The organism is Simonsiella muelleri ATCC 29453 (genome assembly GCF_002951835.1).
Classification (GTDB): Bacteria; Pseudomonadota; Gammaproteobacteria; order Burkholderiales; family Neisseriaceae; genus Simonsiella; species Simonsiella muelleri.
On record NZ_CP019448.1, the window covers coordinates 258,418 to 272,737 of the forward strand.

Below are 14,320 nucleotides of genomic sequence, written 5' to 3' on the forward strand. Positions count from 1 at the left end.
TTGTGAATACAGGTTCTAAGTTTAAATGGCACTGACCCTGTTTTAATGGTTAATAAACGTTATCGCCGATTTTCTCCGCGAGAAGCGGCTAATATTCAATCGTTTCCACTTGATTTTAAATTTGCAGGTGTATCCGATAATCGCCAATATCGGGCGATTGGCAACGCTGTTCCACCTGTATTGATGTGGCACATTGCGAATGTGTTGGCTGAATTAGTATGAGTTTTCAGGTTGCTTGGGTAGTGCTTTAAAAAGTCTGATGGTAAAAATAGTGAAGTATGCTTAAATTTTAAGCATCATACTTTTGGAAGCACTACCAAAACTAACAATGCGATTGCGTTGTTCTCTCCCTTATGTACTACTAGATGTATATGGCGGTTGCAGTCTGAAACCTTTGCAAAACTTCATTTTTTTGATAGTTATAAAAAATAAATTTCTAAAGTTTCAATTAGTTATTTTTTTTTTTTTTTTTTTTTTTTGAATTTATAAATTCAGAGGTTTTGCAAAGGTCTCACTATAAAAGCCCATTTTCAGGCTGTTGTCCTTATTTAAATTTAAAACACTATATTTATCTCTTAATTAATCTAAATTTAAACACAAATATTTGATTTCTAGATATTCATCAACGCCATATTTGCTGCCTTCTCGCCCCAAACCGCTTTGTTTGATGCCACCAAATGGCGCGACTTCATTGCTGATTAATCCCGTGTTGATGCCGACCATGCCATATTCTAACGCTTCGCCCATACGCCATTGTCGGGCGGTGTTGCTGGTGTAGACATAGGCGGCTAAACCAAATTCCGTGTCATTGGCGGCTGTGATGACTTCATCTTCGGTATCAAATTTAAAAATTGGGCAAAGTGGTGCAAACGTTTCTTCTTTTGCCACAAGCATTTGTGCGGATACATCGCGTAAAACAGTTGGCTGAAAAAATGTACCACCCAATTCGCTGCGTTTACCACCGACCAAGCATTTTGCGCCTTTAGTCAGCGCATCGCTGATGTGGCTTTCTATTTTTTCAACTGCGCTTTCGTTGATTAGAGCGGTAATGTTCACGTCTTCGTCCAAACCGTTGCCCTGTTTAAATTGGGCGACTTTGGCAGCGATTTTGTCGCAAAACTCATCGTAAATTTTGGCTTGTACGTACAAGCGATTGGTGCAAACGCAGGTTTGACCGCTATTGCGGAATTTGCTGGCGATTGCGCCTGATAAGGCTTTATCTAAATCAGCATCATCAAACACGATAAATGGCGCATTGCCACCCAATTCCAAACTTAGTTTTTTGATTTGATTTGCACTGTTGGCAAATAATTTTGCACCAATTTCGGTTGAACCTGTGAAACTGATTTTGCGGATAATCGGGTTTTGCGTCAACACATCGCTAATCTCGCTCGAGTTGCCATTCACAATCACGAATAAATCTTCGGGTACGCCCGCTTCATACGCCAAAACCGCTTGCGCGTAGGCACTCAAGGGCGTTAGAGAAGCAGATTTTACAATCATCGCGCAACCCACCGCCAACGCAGGTGCGGCTTTACGCGTAATCATGGCGGCTGGAAAATTCCAAGGTGTGATGGCAGCAGTTACGCCAATCGGTTGTTTAATAACCAATAATTTTTGTGTGTTTTTGACACTGGTCAAAATATCGCCGTCAATGCGCCGTGCTTCTTCGGCAAACCAGCGAATGAAACTGGCAGCATAATCTATCTCACCACGTGATTCTGCAAGGGGTTTACCTTGTTCCATGGTCATGAGTCGGGCGAGATTTTCCTTGTTTTGTTTGAGTGCGTGATGCCATTGCCACAACACGTCAGCGCGTTCTAAAGCGGTGCGACTTGCCCAATTTTTTTGGGCAGTTTGGGCACGGTTGATGATGTTATTAAGTTGATTGGCATCGGTTTTTTTGACGTATGCGATGATTTCTTGGGTAGCAGGATTGGTTACGCTAATAGCGTTGGGGGATTCTGTGAATGAGATATCTGGATGTTGGAGTAATTCATTAATGGTTTTCATGTTAATTCCTTATTCAGGCTGCCTGAAAATAATATTTCATAGTGGATTAAATTAAAATGAGGGCAAGGCGATAACGTTGTACTGATTTTAATTGAATTCACGATAAAATAGCGGCTTTCAGGCTGCCTACTAATTCGCCGACTTTCATGACTGCATGTTCGCCTTGTTCTTCAATTTCGCGCACAATCCAGCTGCCCACAATCACAGCGTCTGCCACTGAACCAATTTTTGCTGCGCTTGCTGCATCGCTAATCCCAAATCCCACACCAATCGGAATATGAATGTAGCGGCGTAACATTGCTACTTTTTCTGCTACCGTCTCCACATTTAATTGTGCTGAACCTGTTACGCCTTTGAGCGAAACGTAGTACACAAAACCACTGGCACGTTCTGCAATCGCTTGTACACGTGTTTCAGTGGTGGTGGGGGCAATCAGGAAAATGCAATCTACGCCACGCGCTTTTAGGGCTTCTTGTAAAGGTGCAATGGTTTCAATGGGGTTGTCCACCGTTAAAACACCGTCCACACCAGCATTGGCAGCAGCTTGAGCGAATTCGGCGTAACCCATTTTGTGAATGGGATTCAGGTAGCCCATCAAAACGATTGGCGTATGTTGATTGGATTGACGAAAACGCTGCATCACCGCCAATACATCGCGCAATGAAACGTGGTTTGCCAGTGCGCGTTCTACTGCGCGTTGAATGACTTCACCATCTGCCATTGGGTCGGAAAAGGGGATACCTAATTCCAAAATGTCTGCGCCATTTGCCACCATACTGTGCATTAATGCCAAAGTGGTGTCCAAATTTGGGTCGCCCACGGTAATGTAGGGAATCAAGGCTTTTTGGGGATGAAGTTGGGCGAAAGTTTGGGCGATTCGGCTCATGTTGTGTCCTTTGGGTAATTGAACAAAATAAAATAAATTATACGCGGATTGGTTGATTGCATCAGAAAATCAGCCAAAAAAAATGCGCGTACCGAAGTACGCGCCAAAGTTTATTTACAAAGGAGAAATAGAGGAGAAACTATTAAGTAGCATGCAACCACTTAATGAAACGCAGTATAAAAGTTTTCATGTTATTAGTCAAATTATTCTAAATGAATTTACATATTTTAACGTAATAATCTTTCAGGCAGCCTGAAAAACACGCGTTTAGTGAAGTGGTTATTGTTTCATGAGTTTTTCTATATTTTTTTGAAGTTCGGTTATATCTAGCCAACCGCCCAAATTAAATAACCCCAACATAATCAACCCAAATGCCATTACCAAAATAAAATAGACCACGTATGCAATCAAAACTTTGCTAATCGGTTGCTGGCTAATTCGGGCAAAGCCAATCAGTTGCGCCCAAAATATCCACAAATTCCACAACTGAAAAATCATCGCCATTTCAGGAAAATACGGTAACAGCAGTAACGGTAGCACCAATGATTCAGTCAGCAATGCATAACCCAAAAAAGGAATGCGTGGGCTACCAAAATATTGCAAAATGCCAGTTGTGGCGCGTGTCAGCAGCAGCCATTTGAGCAGCGCAAACACAAACCCCAGCATCATGACGCTTTGCCCATTACCAAGCATCGGTTTGAGCATCAACGCATTGACCACGCCCACTGCTACCATCAACATCAACATCACAGGCAAACCATAACGATAATGGTCTATTGGGTAAAAACGAAACAGCAAAACATCACGCGCATCGCGTAGTAATTTTAATAAATTAATATCCATTGAATTCCAATAACCAAATTAAATAAATTATTATAAAATAAAAAATGCCATAAAATTGTTGTTTTATTCCACTGTTATTAATTTCAGGCTGCCTGAAAATTATTCAGCCCGAGTAATATGATAAACGTGCGACAAATCGTATTCGCGATACCGAGCAGGTTCGGCACGATGTTCACCTGCGTAACTCAAAATCAAACCAATGTGGCGCGGTTTATCTGTCCAACCAATAAACATACCACTGTGTTCAATATCATGATAGCTATGGTTCACATAATAAATCCAGTCGCCGATTTGTAACTGGTTCGGGTTGGCGTATGTACCGCCGATTTTGTTGGCGTAGATGATTTGACGAGCTTGGCGTGGTACACCTGCGCGAGTCCATGCGGTATCCAAAAAATCCCAGCAACCACCTTTGATGATTTCTTGCATTAAAGTCATTTTGCGTGTTTCAGCTAACACGGCTTTGACACGTCCTTGGCTTTGCATCATGGCTTGATTGATTAGGGAAAAATGATCCTGTGATTGTTCAATAGATTGATGAGATTGTTTGGATTTAGGTGGGGGCGATTGATTGGACTTGGGTTGGTGCGATACATTGCACGCCGCCAGTGATAGTATTAAACAAACGAAACCGATTTTTTTCATGGTTATCTTTCCAATGGCAAACAGTGGTTATGAATTATAGGGGAAATTTTTCCTCGACGCGATTGATGAAATAACTTTACAAAGGATTACGCATTCAGTGCATCAAATTCATAAAATTATTTTGTCAGGCAGCCTGAAAACGCAGCAGCCACGCAACAAATTGTATTTTTCAGGCAGCCTGAAAATAACCGAAAAGTATAATTGAAATACTTACTTGATGAAGTTTTTTCAAAATCATTGACAAAAACTTTACTCAAATTTAAAAAAATTTTAAGCAAGTGTTGAAAATCGGTTAAAATGAAAGCTGTTTGATGGTTCGGTATTTGACAATACTTAGGATGTAAATAATGAATAATAACGAAATTAATAAGGAACGCCGCCGCTTTCTCTCACTGGCGACAGCAGGTGCAGGTGCAGTGGCTGCTGCTGGTGTGGCAACTCCGCTGGTTGCAAGTTGGTTTCCGTCTGAAAAAGCAAAAGCAGCAGGGGCTTCGGTAGAAGTTGATGTCAGCAAAGTGGAAGCAGGTCAATTATTGACGGCTGAATGGCGTGGCAAACCCATTTTTATTTTGAATCGTACGCCAGAGCAGGTCAAAGATTTGGCAACATTGGACGGTAGCCTAACCGATCCCAAATCAGAAGCAGACCAGCAGCCTGAATACTGCAAAAACCCTACGCGCTCTATTAAAGAGAATATTTGGGTAGCGATTGGGATTTGTACCCACTTGGGTTGCTCGCCAACGTATCGTCCAGATGTGGGCGCGGCAGATTTGGGTGGTGGTGCGTGGAAAGGCGGTTTTTTCTGCCCTTGTCATGGCTCTAAATTTGACTTAGCAGGTCGCGTATTTGCGGGTGTGCCTGCACCGACTAATTTGGTGATTCCACCATATAAATATTTAAGCGACAACGTTGTGTTGATCGGTGAAGATTAATTAGGGGAACATAAATGGAAAACCAAAAAAGCTGCAATAAGGCAAAAGCCTTGCTGGACTGGGTGGACGCACGTTTCCCCCTGACTAAAATGTACAACGAACACGTTGGACAATATTACGCACCAAAAAACTTTAATTTTTGGTATTTCTTTGGTTCATTGGCCTTACTGGTACTTGTGATTCAAATCGTGAGTGGCATTTTCTTGACCATGAACTTCAAACCTGATGGCACAACTAATGCTCAAAATCTGCCTGTTGCTTTTGCAGCAGTGGAATACATTATGCGTGATGTATCAGGTGGTTGGATTATTCGCTATATGCATTCAACAGGTGCATCATCGTTTTTCATTGTGGTTTATTTGCATATGTTCCGTGGATTGATTTACGGTTCATACAAAAAACCGCGTGAATTGGTGTGGGTATTTGGTTCGTTGATTTTTTTGGCATTGATGGCAGAAGCGTTTATGGGCTATTTGTTGCCTTGGGGTCAGATGTCGTTTTGGGGCGCACAAGTGATTATTAACTTGTTTGGTGCGATTCCTGTTATTGGTCCAGACTTATCTACTTGGATTCGTGGTGATTTTAACGTATCTGATGCAACTTTAAATCGTTTCTTTGCATTGCACGTTATCGCTGTTCCTTTGGTGTTGATTGGATTGGTCGCAGCACACTTGATTGCTTTGCACGAAGTGGGTTCAAATAATCCAGATGGTGTGGAAATCAAAAAACTAAAAGATTCCAACGGTATTCCATTGGACGGTATTCCGTTCCATCCTTATTACACCGTTAAAGATATTTTGGGTGTGGTGGTATTTTTGATTTTCTTCTGTGGCGTGATGTTTTTCGCGCCTGAAGGTGGCGGTTATTTCTTGGAAAAACCGAACTTTGACCCAGCTAACCCAATGGTTACGCCACCGCATATCGCGCCAGTATGGTATTTCACACCATTTTATGCGATTTTGCGTGCTATTCCATCGTTTGCGGGTACACAAGTTTGGGGCGTATTGGGCATGGGGGGCGCGGTGGTACTGATTGCATTGTTGCCATGGCTTGACCGTTCACCAACTAAATCAGTGCGTTATCGCGGTCCTATTTTCAAAACCATGTTGGTGTTATTCATTATTTCTTTCATTGGTTTAGGTATTTTGGGTGCAATGGTGGCGACCGATTTGCGTACTTGGGTAGCGCGTGCTTTATCTGTGATTTACTTTGCCTTTTTCTTGTTGATGCCAATTTACACGAAATTAGACCGCGATAAATCCGTTCCAGAACGTGTAACCATGGGTACGAACAAACAAAAAATCATGTTCTTTGTGTATGTTGCGATTACTTTAATCGGCGCATACTTGTTTGCAACCAATATTTAAAGGCAGCCTGAAAATGAAAAAAGCATTGAAAAATACTCTTGCTGCATTATTAGTGGCAGCACCCATGGGCGTGGCGGTTGCCAATACCGCACATTATGAACACGTTGAATTGGATCCACGCAACCAAGTGAGCTTGCAACGTGGCGCACAGATTTTTGTGAATAACTGTTTGTCTTGCCATTCAGCATCTGCGATGCGCTATAACCGTTTACAAGACATCGGTTTGACGGAAGATGAAATCAAGAAAAATCTGATGTTTACCACCGATAAAGTAGGCGATGTCATGCAAGCACACATGGCTCCAGCCGATGCGAAAAAATGGTTTGGTACTGTGCCACCTGATTTGACATTGATTGCTCGTTCACGTGGTGCGGATTATATTTATGCTTATTTGCGCGGTTTCTACAAAGACCCAACGCGCCCAACTGGTTGGAATAATACCGTATTACCAAATGCCGCGATGCCACACGTTCTGTGGGAACAACAAGGTGTGCAAGCCGTGAAATTGGATAAAGATGGTAAACCTGTTGTGCATGAAGAACACGGTGTGAAAACACCTCAATTGGAGTGGGAAAGCACAGGTAAATTAACGCGCATGACCAAAGAAGGCGACATCATTACCAACGATTATGATGAATATGTGCGTGATTTGACTAATTTTATGGCGTACATGGCAGAACCTGCACAAGTACAACGTAAGCAAATTGGCTATCTTGTGTTGTTATTCCTGATTGCTGTGATGCTGCCGTTGGCATATTTCTTGAAAAAAGAATTCTGGAAAGACGTGCATTAACCATAGAAAAAGGCTGCCTGAAAGCGTTTCAGGCAGCCTTTTGTTTTTGATTTGATGGAGAAAGTTATGTTTTATGCAACACAAACATTGGCAATTGTCATTGATATTCAGCAACGCCTTGTGCCTGCGATGTTAAACAGTAGAACATTTGTGAATAAATCATGTCAAATGATTAAGGGTTTGAATATTTTGAATATTCCTGTTATTTTAACCGAACAATACCCCAGAGGTTTGGGAAATACGGTTGCAGATGTGCAAATTCTTTCTGGCGAATGGGTATTTGAAAAAACACAGTTTTCAGCACTGACTCCCGAAGTGCAAACGTTGATTTCAAGAAAAAAACCAAAAAATATCATTGTATTGGGTTGTGAATCACACGTTTGCGTGTTGCAAACAGTGTTGGCGTTACGCGAACAAAATTTAAATGTGTATATTCCACAAGAGTGCATTGCATCGCGAACACAGGAAAATAAAAATAACGGTTTGCAGCAGATGCAGGCGGCTGGCGCAATCGTCTCGAATATTGAAAGTATTTTGTTTCAATTATTGGGTGATGCCAAACACCCTAAATTTAAAGAAATTTCTAAATTAATTCAATAGATTGTTTTCACCTTGCATGGAAGAAAGTGATGGCAATGAACCACATTATTCGTTTGGCAACACATGAAGATTTAGCACAAATCGTTGAAATTTATAACAGTACGGTTGCGAGTCGGCAGTCCACTGCTGATTTGGAACCCGTGAGCGTGGCGAGTCGTGAAGCGTGGTTTCAGGCACATCAAAAGCCAAATCGTCCTATTTATGTTTTAGCAAATCAGCTGGACAATAGCGTTTTGGCTTGGGCAAGTTTCAGCGATTATTATGCGCGCATGGCGTATGATATGACTGCGGAAATCAGTTTGTATGTACGCCATGACAGTCGTGGTGTGGGGACGGGCAAAGATTTGTTAGCATATATGTTGATGAAAGCCCCGAGTTTGCACATTAAAAATGTGGTTGGCGTGATTTTTGCGCATAATCATGCCAGTTTGCATTTGTTTGCGAAATTTGGTTTTGTGGAGTGGGGCAGGCTGCCTGAAGTATGCGATATGGGGAATATGCTGGCGGACGTGGTGATTTTAGGGAAGAGAATTAAAGCGTGATGAAATTGACGACACCACCACTTGCGCCAAAAGTGGTTGAAAAATTGGCACAATGGGGTATTTTGAGTGTGGCAGATTTATGCGAATTAAATCCATGCCACGCTTTTTTATTGCTCAAACAAAGCGGTTTGACCGTTACCAAAAGCGTATTTTGGCAATTGGTTGCGCTGTGTGAACAAACCCAAATCGCCCATTTATCGCTTAAACAACGCACCAATTGGCAAGAAAAATTAAATTCATATCCACCTGTTGCCTTGTTTCCGACCGATGAACACATGGCGGAAAATATGCGCGTGGCGTTGGCACAAGCGCGTTTGGCGGCGCAAATTGGTGAGATTCCCGTTGGCGCAATTTTATTGCATCAAGGAAAAATCATTGCACAAGCACATAATCTTTGCGTGGCAGGGCATTCGGTTTGCCAGCATGCGGAAATTCAAGTGATTGAACAAGCTGGGAAAATTTTGCAAAATTACCGTCTGGATGAATGCGATTTGTATGTAACGCTCGAGCCGTGCGCGATGTGTGCGGGAGCGATTGTACAGGCGCGGATTCGTCGTTTGATTTTTGCTGCGCCTGAACCGAAAATGGGCGCAGCTGGCAGCGTGTTAAATATTTTTGCAAACAAGCGGTTAAATTCACATACTGCCGTTAAGTCGGGTATTTTGGCAGACGAGAGTAAAGCCATTTTGCAGCAGTTTTTTCAGCAAAAACGCAAATAATTTTTCAGGCTGCCTGAATAATTAGAACCTGTATTCACAGCCAAGCGCGATGTCTTTTTGCCTCATTTAGCACGCTTGCTGCGTTGAATTTCACGCTAATAGGAACGCTATTAGCGTGAAATTCGCCTGACATTCGTACCAACTGGAACAAAAATCCATTTTACGTTGGCTATGAATACAGGTTCTTATTTTTGATTCTTTTCCAATATGGCAACAAGTTTTTTAAGTGCTTCCAATTCATTGTCTTTTTGCGCAATAATTTCATCTTTAAGTTGAATAATCTGGTTTAATTTTTCAATTTCTGAAAAATGATTGATATATTGTGTTGTACCGTAATAATTTGCGCCCATGTAATCACATTTTTCATTCATAAAAAAGACAACGCCTTTGTCTTGCGTTGTCATCAATTCCACGACATCAATGTTAAATAATTGAGCAATCTGCGTTAATTTTCCCAAATGCAATTTGGTTTCACCGCGTTCAATTTTCGCATAACCGTTTAATGACATATTAAGCCGTTGTGCCATTTCTTCTTGCGACCAGCGATTACTTTCGCGTAATAACCGAATATTGTCTTGAACACTCATTTTTGATACTCACAAAAAAGGAGATTTTTACCACAAATTAGGTAAAAAATGCACATTGTTTGTTGCTGGTTAGTCAATTATTTACATTTTAAAATAGCATCTTTACTTGATTTTTCATTTTACGGAGAGAGATATGCGTCAATTTTTAATGATTTTACCTATTGTGTGCGCTCTGGCGGCTTGCGCCAGTAATGGTGATGGTGCTGGCGTAATTGAAACACCCGATGGCGATAAATATAATTTGAGTATCAGTCCCAAAGGTTGGGTAACGGTTGAAACCAGTACAGGTCGCGCAACTGGTTACAATCAGAATGATTCATTCTATGGTGCGTGGGTTGATGACAGCAAACAAATGACTGAATTAAAGTATCAAGGCAATGAAGCCACGAATATTCCAAAAAGTGGTACAGCTACTTATTATGGTAATGTGGTGCGTGTGGATGGAGCGGGCGAAATTTACAACGCAGGCAAAAGCCGATTAAACGTTGATTTTGGTAATAAAGTGGTTGATGGAAAATTAGAAATGTCAGGGGCGCGTGATGTTACCTTAGAAAAAGGCAATTTGCATGGCGCGAAATTTTCAGGTCAAGCCACTATGTTGTGGAACAGTGGCGGCACTTATCGAGGTACATTAATGGGTAATGGCGCAACTGAAGCGGCTGGTGTTGTGGATTTCAATGATTCTACTTTGAATGCAGCATTTGGTGGTAAACGTTACTAAAGATTGATTGAGGTATGGATATTATGAATAAAAAAATGGTCGTGTGCTTGACTTTTGTGTTGTCTGCTTGCGTGGTGCAGCCACCCAGTGTATCTAGCAATGTAATAGAATCCAGTTCTGCTGGTTCATTGATTAGTATCAATACTGAATATTGTGGTGCTGCCTGTACGGATTTGGCATTGAAAAAAGCAAAAGAAGTTTGTCCTAAAGGTTTTGTGATTAAAAATCAAGTAGGTGGGGTAACAGGTAATTCGCAAGTCGCTTATATGAAAGATGTGAATATGGTCGTTCGTTGCGAAAACTAAGAACCTGTATTCACAGCCAAGTGCGATGTCTTTTTGCCACATTTAGCACGCCTGCTGCGTTGAATTTCACGCCAATAGGAACGCCTATTAGTATGAACACAGGTTCTAATTTTTCAGGCTGAAACCTTTGCAAAACTATCCGTCGTCATTACCGCGTAGGCGGTAATCCATTTTCAATCTTAAATGGATTTTTAATCAATCAAATAAAATCAGTTATCTAAATTTTGCTATTAGATTCCCGCATTCGCTGGAATGACGAGATTTAGGTTAATTTTTGGGTTTTGCAAAGGTTTCAGGCTGCCTGAAAGATTACTTTGTTAATTAACGGATAAAATCACAATTTATCCGTTTTGTAAAATGTTAAAAGTTAAAACTTAATCAATCTCAGTTGTATCGCCATATTGCCCAATGATTTCACAATTGGTCGCTTCGGCTTGGCATTTGGCAAGTAATTGTTTAAATTCAGGTTGCTGTTGTGAAAATAAATGGTATTTATCTTCACGAGTTGTCCAATATACAGCGTATTGACCGTTGCTTTTTTGACCACGCAAAATCGCAATTAAATTTTCGCCCAAATTTTCGGTTTTTTTGACGACTTGGCAATCGCTTTTTTTGCCGTATTTTTTGATGATTTTTCTTACAACATCATGGTTATAACTTTGGGTGTTCAGATGATTGATTTTGTTAAGGCAAGATGCAAGGGCAAAATCATCTATGCCCCACGTCATGGATTGGTTGAAACTTGCATCGTCCCATGAATAAGAAGCCACACCCACCACACCTGTGCTAGGGCTTAACGCCACCGCAATATCGCTTTGCCCCCGCAAAACAGTCGGGTCGGGTTCACGAGAAGGGGTGTAACCACCACTATCAGCGGTACAGACTTTATTAAATACCATATCCATTCTGCCAGTTACTGAGTTGGGTATGCCACATAAATCGCCACCCAAATCTACACCGCCTTGACAAGTACAACCTGCCATAGCCGATTGACTGACCGCCAATCCACCAAACGCACCGATAGCCAATAGGCTTGATAACGCAAATTGTGTTAAAGAAAGTTTTTTCATGGGATTGCTCCTGCTTGTTAAAAAAATGGTTGTAGCTTGGGCAAAAAAATAACACCCAACATTTTAAAATGAATTTTATTTGACAAATGTTTTATCATTCATTTATTACAGACCTTTAATATATTGGTTACAACCAATTATCAGTGTATTTTAACAAACAAAACTTGACACTTAACAATGTTTACCATTTATCTAATAAATTGTGAAGTTTAAGTTTATTTTTATCAATAGGACTTACGCAAACACAACCGAAGGCGACTTCAATTGCTCTCGCAACTAATTGCTAAGTAAGCCATATTTAACTTGATACAACGTTTGTTTTAACTTTCTTGCTTGTCTAGCTAACTGAACCCAAACAAGCATACAACAACAAATATGATTATGCTGAATACGAGCTTTACGACACTGATTGTTTTCAATTCCAGTTAATTGCTTGATTTCACGATGAAACTGCTCAATCTTCCAGCGGATGGTAAACACATTTCGTGTGTCATCTGATGAATCTTGAGTGGTGTCATTGGCGACAATCCAGTCCGTGCGGTTGTCATTCACCGCAACCCGAAACAGTTGCACTTTGTAGTCTTTGGGAAAGCCATGTATTTTAATCAGCTTGCCATTTTGTTGTTCTGTGTCAGTCCAATTTAAGTCACTAACCGCTTTGTAAGGATTTAAGCCTTTTGAATCATCAACTTTACGGTTTGACTTTAAAGGACAGTAATAGATTTTTTGTAAGTTATCGATGTAAAGCATGATGTCTTTGAGTAGCATACCATGTGTCCATGAGTACATATTTGAATTGAAGTTGTTTTTGTTCAATACTGTGTTTTAGCATGTCCTTTAAATGGTCAAGTTTACTTTTGCCATCCGTATTTTTGTCATAGGTACGGTAGTCAATGAGCCAATATTGCTGCGTCTTTGGGTTGACATAAATACAGTTAACGATACAGATGCCCTTGATGATGCGATGGGCATTGCCACTATATTGACGGTTAACCAGTTCGATTTTATGGCTGTGATTCTTGTCTAAAATACTGTCGTCAAAGATGAGTATGCCTTCGTTATCTGGTACGATGTCTTGTTTGACTTTCTCCCATACTAGCTTGGGTGTGAGCTTGTCATCTCGAAGATACCGATTAATGCGGTCGTGGCTTATTTCTTCAGGATGATGCTCGGCATAGTGGGTAAGCGTGTAGTTATTTTGGCTTACCAGTAAGTTAAGTATTGGCAGTAGTCTAGTCGGGTGATGGCTTTTGCTTGCATCCTTTTATGCTACTATATTTTAATCCGCTTAACGCCATTCTCAACACCCAATTAACCCAGCAAATTGAGTAATTGGGTGTTGAATTTGTTGATTCAGTAAACAGCAAAAATTATGCGATAAAATTTTCCGAATAAAACGGTTAGATTGGTGAAACAGATTTTTTGTACGAACTATTTCCATGTTAAATCTCTCTGTTAATTGACCAATAACTGTTTCAATTATACGGCGGCTATTTTTTAGCCATTTGAGAAATTGAGGACTTCTGTCATCTTTCATATTGCTACGATAAGGTGTTTGTAAATTAATATGGCTTTGTTTCATTTCATCTTTTAATTCAGAACTTAAATACCCTTTGTCCGCACCAACAAATCCTGTTTTGCCTTCTAAAAGTTCAGGTAATACCTGCCGTTCATCAACATTGGCAGCTGTAAAAGTAAAGGCTTTAATCATACCTGAGCGAGTAATCAAAAGATGACCTTTAAAACCATAATAGGTCTCTTTTTTGGAAGCGCAATAACCGAACGTCGCATATGCACGAAAATTTTGATGGCGTTTAGCTCGGGCAAATTTACAGACTGCAATAGGAAAGGCATCTGCATAATACTCTGCTTGCTCACACCAATTTGCAGTGATTTTTTGATGCATTTGTTGTTTAACCCAATACAAATTGGCACATTGTTTGGCAAAATTAGGGTAAGAGCCTAAATTGGGAAACCAATTTTGCCAATGTTGTTTGAAATATTGCCAAATTTTTTTATCGGTATCCATACCGAGAAATTCGCCAACAATTTCCATACAAATCAGTTCACAATCTGAAAGTTTGGGTGCAAAGCCACCTTGTCTTAATGGTTTTTGAACGAGCTGATTGTATAAAGCATCTACCATTAGATACGTTTTAATGATAAATTCGTCTTGGGGCATAACTGTCTCTCTTTCGGATTATCTTGACGGGTATCTTTAAGAGTGGGGTTATGCCCCTTTTTATTCAATTGCCATATCTTAATTAGATAGAGTTGAGAATGGCGTCCGCTTACGC

16 protein-coding genes and 1 pseudogene are annotated in these 14,320 nt (G+C 40.6%); 9 read left to right on the forward strand and 8 right to left on the reverse strand.

All coding sequences use genetic code 11. The annotated features are described in order from the left end of the window. The first annotated feature begins 45 nt into the window (after positions 1 to 45). Positions 46 to 222 (forward strand): DNA cytosine methyltransferase, encoded by a 177-nt coding sequence (locus tag BWP33_RS01230; RefSeq protein WP_002641186.1) that lies wholly within the window; start codon positions 46 to 48, stop codon positions 220 to 222. 357 nt (positions 223 to 579) lie between these two features. Here the strand turns inward: BWP33_RS01230 and BWP33_RS01235 are convergent, their stop codons facing one another. The 4 genes from BWP33_RS01235 to BWP33_RS01250 all read right to left on the reverse strand — a co-directional run bounded on the left by BWP33_RS01235 (position 580) and on the right by BWP33_RS01250 (position 4,387). Beyond that, complete coding sequence (locus BWP33_RS01235; RefSeq protein ID WP_002641185.1) at positions 580 to 2,013, reverse strand: NAD-dependent succinate-semialdehyde dehydrogenase; 1,434 nt, start codon at positions 2,011 to 2,013, stop codon at positions 580 to 582. 97 nt (positions 2,014 to 2,110) lie between these two features. Continuing rightward, the gene (gene trpA, locus BWP33_RS01240) at positions 2,111 to 2,899 is read right to left on the reverse strand and encodes a tryptophan synthase subunit alpha (RefSeq protein WP_002641184.1); all 789 of its coding nucleotides are present in this window, start codon (positions 2,897 to 2,899) and stop codon (positions 2,111 to 2,113) included. A 279-nt stretch (positions 2,900 to 3,178) separates the two neighbouring features. Beyond that, complete coding sequence (locus tag BWP33_RS01245) at positions 3,179 to 3,742, reverse strand: hypothetical protein (protein WP_002641183.1); 564 nt, start codon at positions 3,740 to 3,742, stop codon at positions 3,179 to 3,181. 99 nt (positions 3,743 to 3,841) lie between these two features. Then, positions 3,842 to 4,387, reverse strand: coding sequence for a hypothetical protein (locus BWP33_RS01250; RefSeq protein ID WP_002641182.1), 546 nt, complete (start codon positions 4,385 to 4,387; stop codon positions 3,842 to 3,844). Positions 4,388 to 4,734: 347 nt separating this feature from the next. Here BWP33_RS01250 and petA point away from each other — a divergent pair, with 347 nt between their 5' ends. The 6 genes from petA to tadA all read left to right on the forward strand — a co-directional run bounded on the left by petA (position 4,735) and on the right by tadA (position 9,340). Then, positions 4,735 to 5,319: a ubiquinol-cytochrome c reductase iron-sulfur subunit gene (gene petA, locus BWP33_RS01255; RefSeq protein WP_002641181.1), complete on the forward strand. Its 585-nt coding sequence runs from the start codon at positions 4,735 to 4,737 to the stop codon at positions 5,317 to 5,319. A 14-nt stretch (positions 5,320 to 5,333) separates the two neighbouring features. Beyond that, complete coding sequence (locus BWP33_RS01260) at positions 5,334 to 6,686, forward strand: cytochrome b (protein ID WP_002641180.1); 1,353 nt, start codon at positions 5,334 to 5,336, stop codon at positions 6,684 to 6,686. Between the two features lie 13 nt (positions 6,687 to 6,699). After that, positions 6,700 to 7,479, forward strand: coding sequence for a cytochrome c1 (locus tag BWP33_RS01265; protein WP_002641179.1), 780 nt, complete (start codon positions 6,700 to 6,702; stop codon positions 7,477 to 7,479). Positions 7,480 to 7,545: 66 nt separating this feature from the next. Then, on the forward strand, positions 7,546 to 8,079 hold the full coding sequence (locus tag BWP33_RS01270) for an isochorismatase family protein (RefSeq protein ID WP_002641178.1): 534 nt from the start codon (positions 7,546 to 7,548) through the stop codon (positions 8,077 to 8,079). 35 nt (positions 8,080 to 8,114) lie between these two features. Continuing rightward, entirely contained in the window at positions 8,115 to 8,621 is a 507-nt protein-coding gene (locus BWP33_RS01275; RefSeq protein WP_040628615.1) for a GNAT family N-acetyltransferase, read from the forward strand. Next, entirely contained in the window at positions 8,621 to 9,340 is a 720-nt protein-coding gene (gene tadA, locus BWP33_RS01280; RefSeq protein ID WP_002641176.1) for a tRNA adenosine(34) deaminase TadA, read from the forward strand. Before BWP33_RS01275 ends, tadA begins: the two co-directional genes overlap by 1 nt. 185 nt (positions 9,341 to 9,525) lie before the next feature. Here tadA and BWP33_RS01285 read toward each other — a convergent pair whose 3' ends face one another. Then, positions 9,526 to 9,927, reverse strand: a complete 402-nt coding sequence (locus BWP33_RS01285; protein ID WP_002641175.1) for a helix-turn-helix domain-containing protein — start codon at positions 9,925 to 9,927, stop codon at positions 9,526 to 9,528. 133 nt (positions 9,928 to 10,060) lie between these two features. Between BWP33_RS01285 and BWP33_RS01290 the strand changes: the two genes are divergently transcribed. Together BWP33_RS01290 and BWP33_RS01295 are read left to right on the forward strand one after the other, a co-directional pair. After that, positions 10,061 to 10,648: a Slam-dependent surface lipoprotein gene (locus tag BWP33_RS01290; RefSeq protein ID WP_002641174.1), complete on the forward strand. Its 588-nt coding sequence runs from the start codon at positions 10,061 to 10,063 to the stop codon at positions 10,646 to 10,648. Between the two features lie 23 nt (positions 10,649 to 10,671). Beyond that, complete coding sequence (locus tag BWP33_RS01295; RefSeq protein WP_002641173.1) at positions 10,672 to 10,953, forward strand: hypothetical protein; 282 nt, start codon at positions 10,672 to 10,674, stop codon at positions 10,951 to 10,953. 374 nt (positions 10,954 to 11,327) lie between these two features. On the opposite strand, the gene BWP33_RS01300 is transcribed toward BWP33_RS01295, so the two are convergent. The 3 genes and pseudogenes from BWP33_RS01300 to BWP33_RS01310 all read right to left on the reverse strand — a co-directional run bounded on the left by BWP33_RS01300 (position 11,328) and on the right by BWP33_RS01310 (position 14,205). After that, the gene (locus BWP33_RS01300) at positions 11,328 to 12,023 is read right to left on the reverse strand and encodes a hypothetical protein (protein ID WP_002641172.1); all 696 of its coding nucleotides are present in this window, start codon (positions 12,021 to 12,023) and stop codon (positions 11,328 to 11,330) included. Between the two features lie 276 nt (positions 12,024 to 12,299). After that, positions 12,300 to 13,283, reverse strand: a pseudogene (locus BWP33_RS01305) (IS701 family transposase). 40 nt (positions 13,284 to 13,323) lie between these two features. Further along, positions 13,324 to 14,205, reverse strand: a complete 882-nt coding sequence (locus tag BWP33_RS01310; protein WP_104930277.1) for an IS982 family transposase — start codon at positions 14,203 to 14,205, stop codon at positions 13,324 to 13,326. Between the last annotated feature and the right edge of the window lie 115 nt (positions 14,206 to 14,320).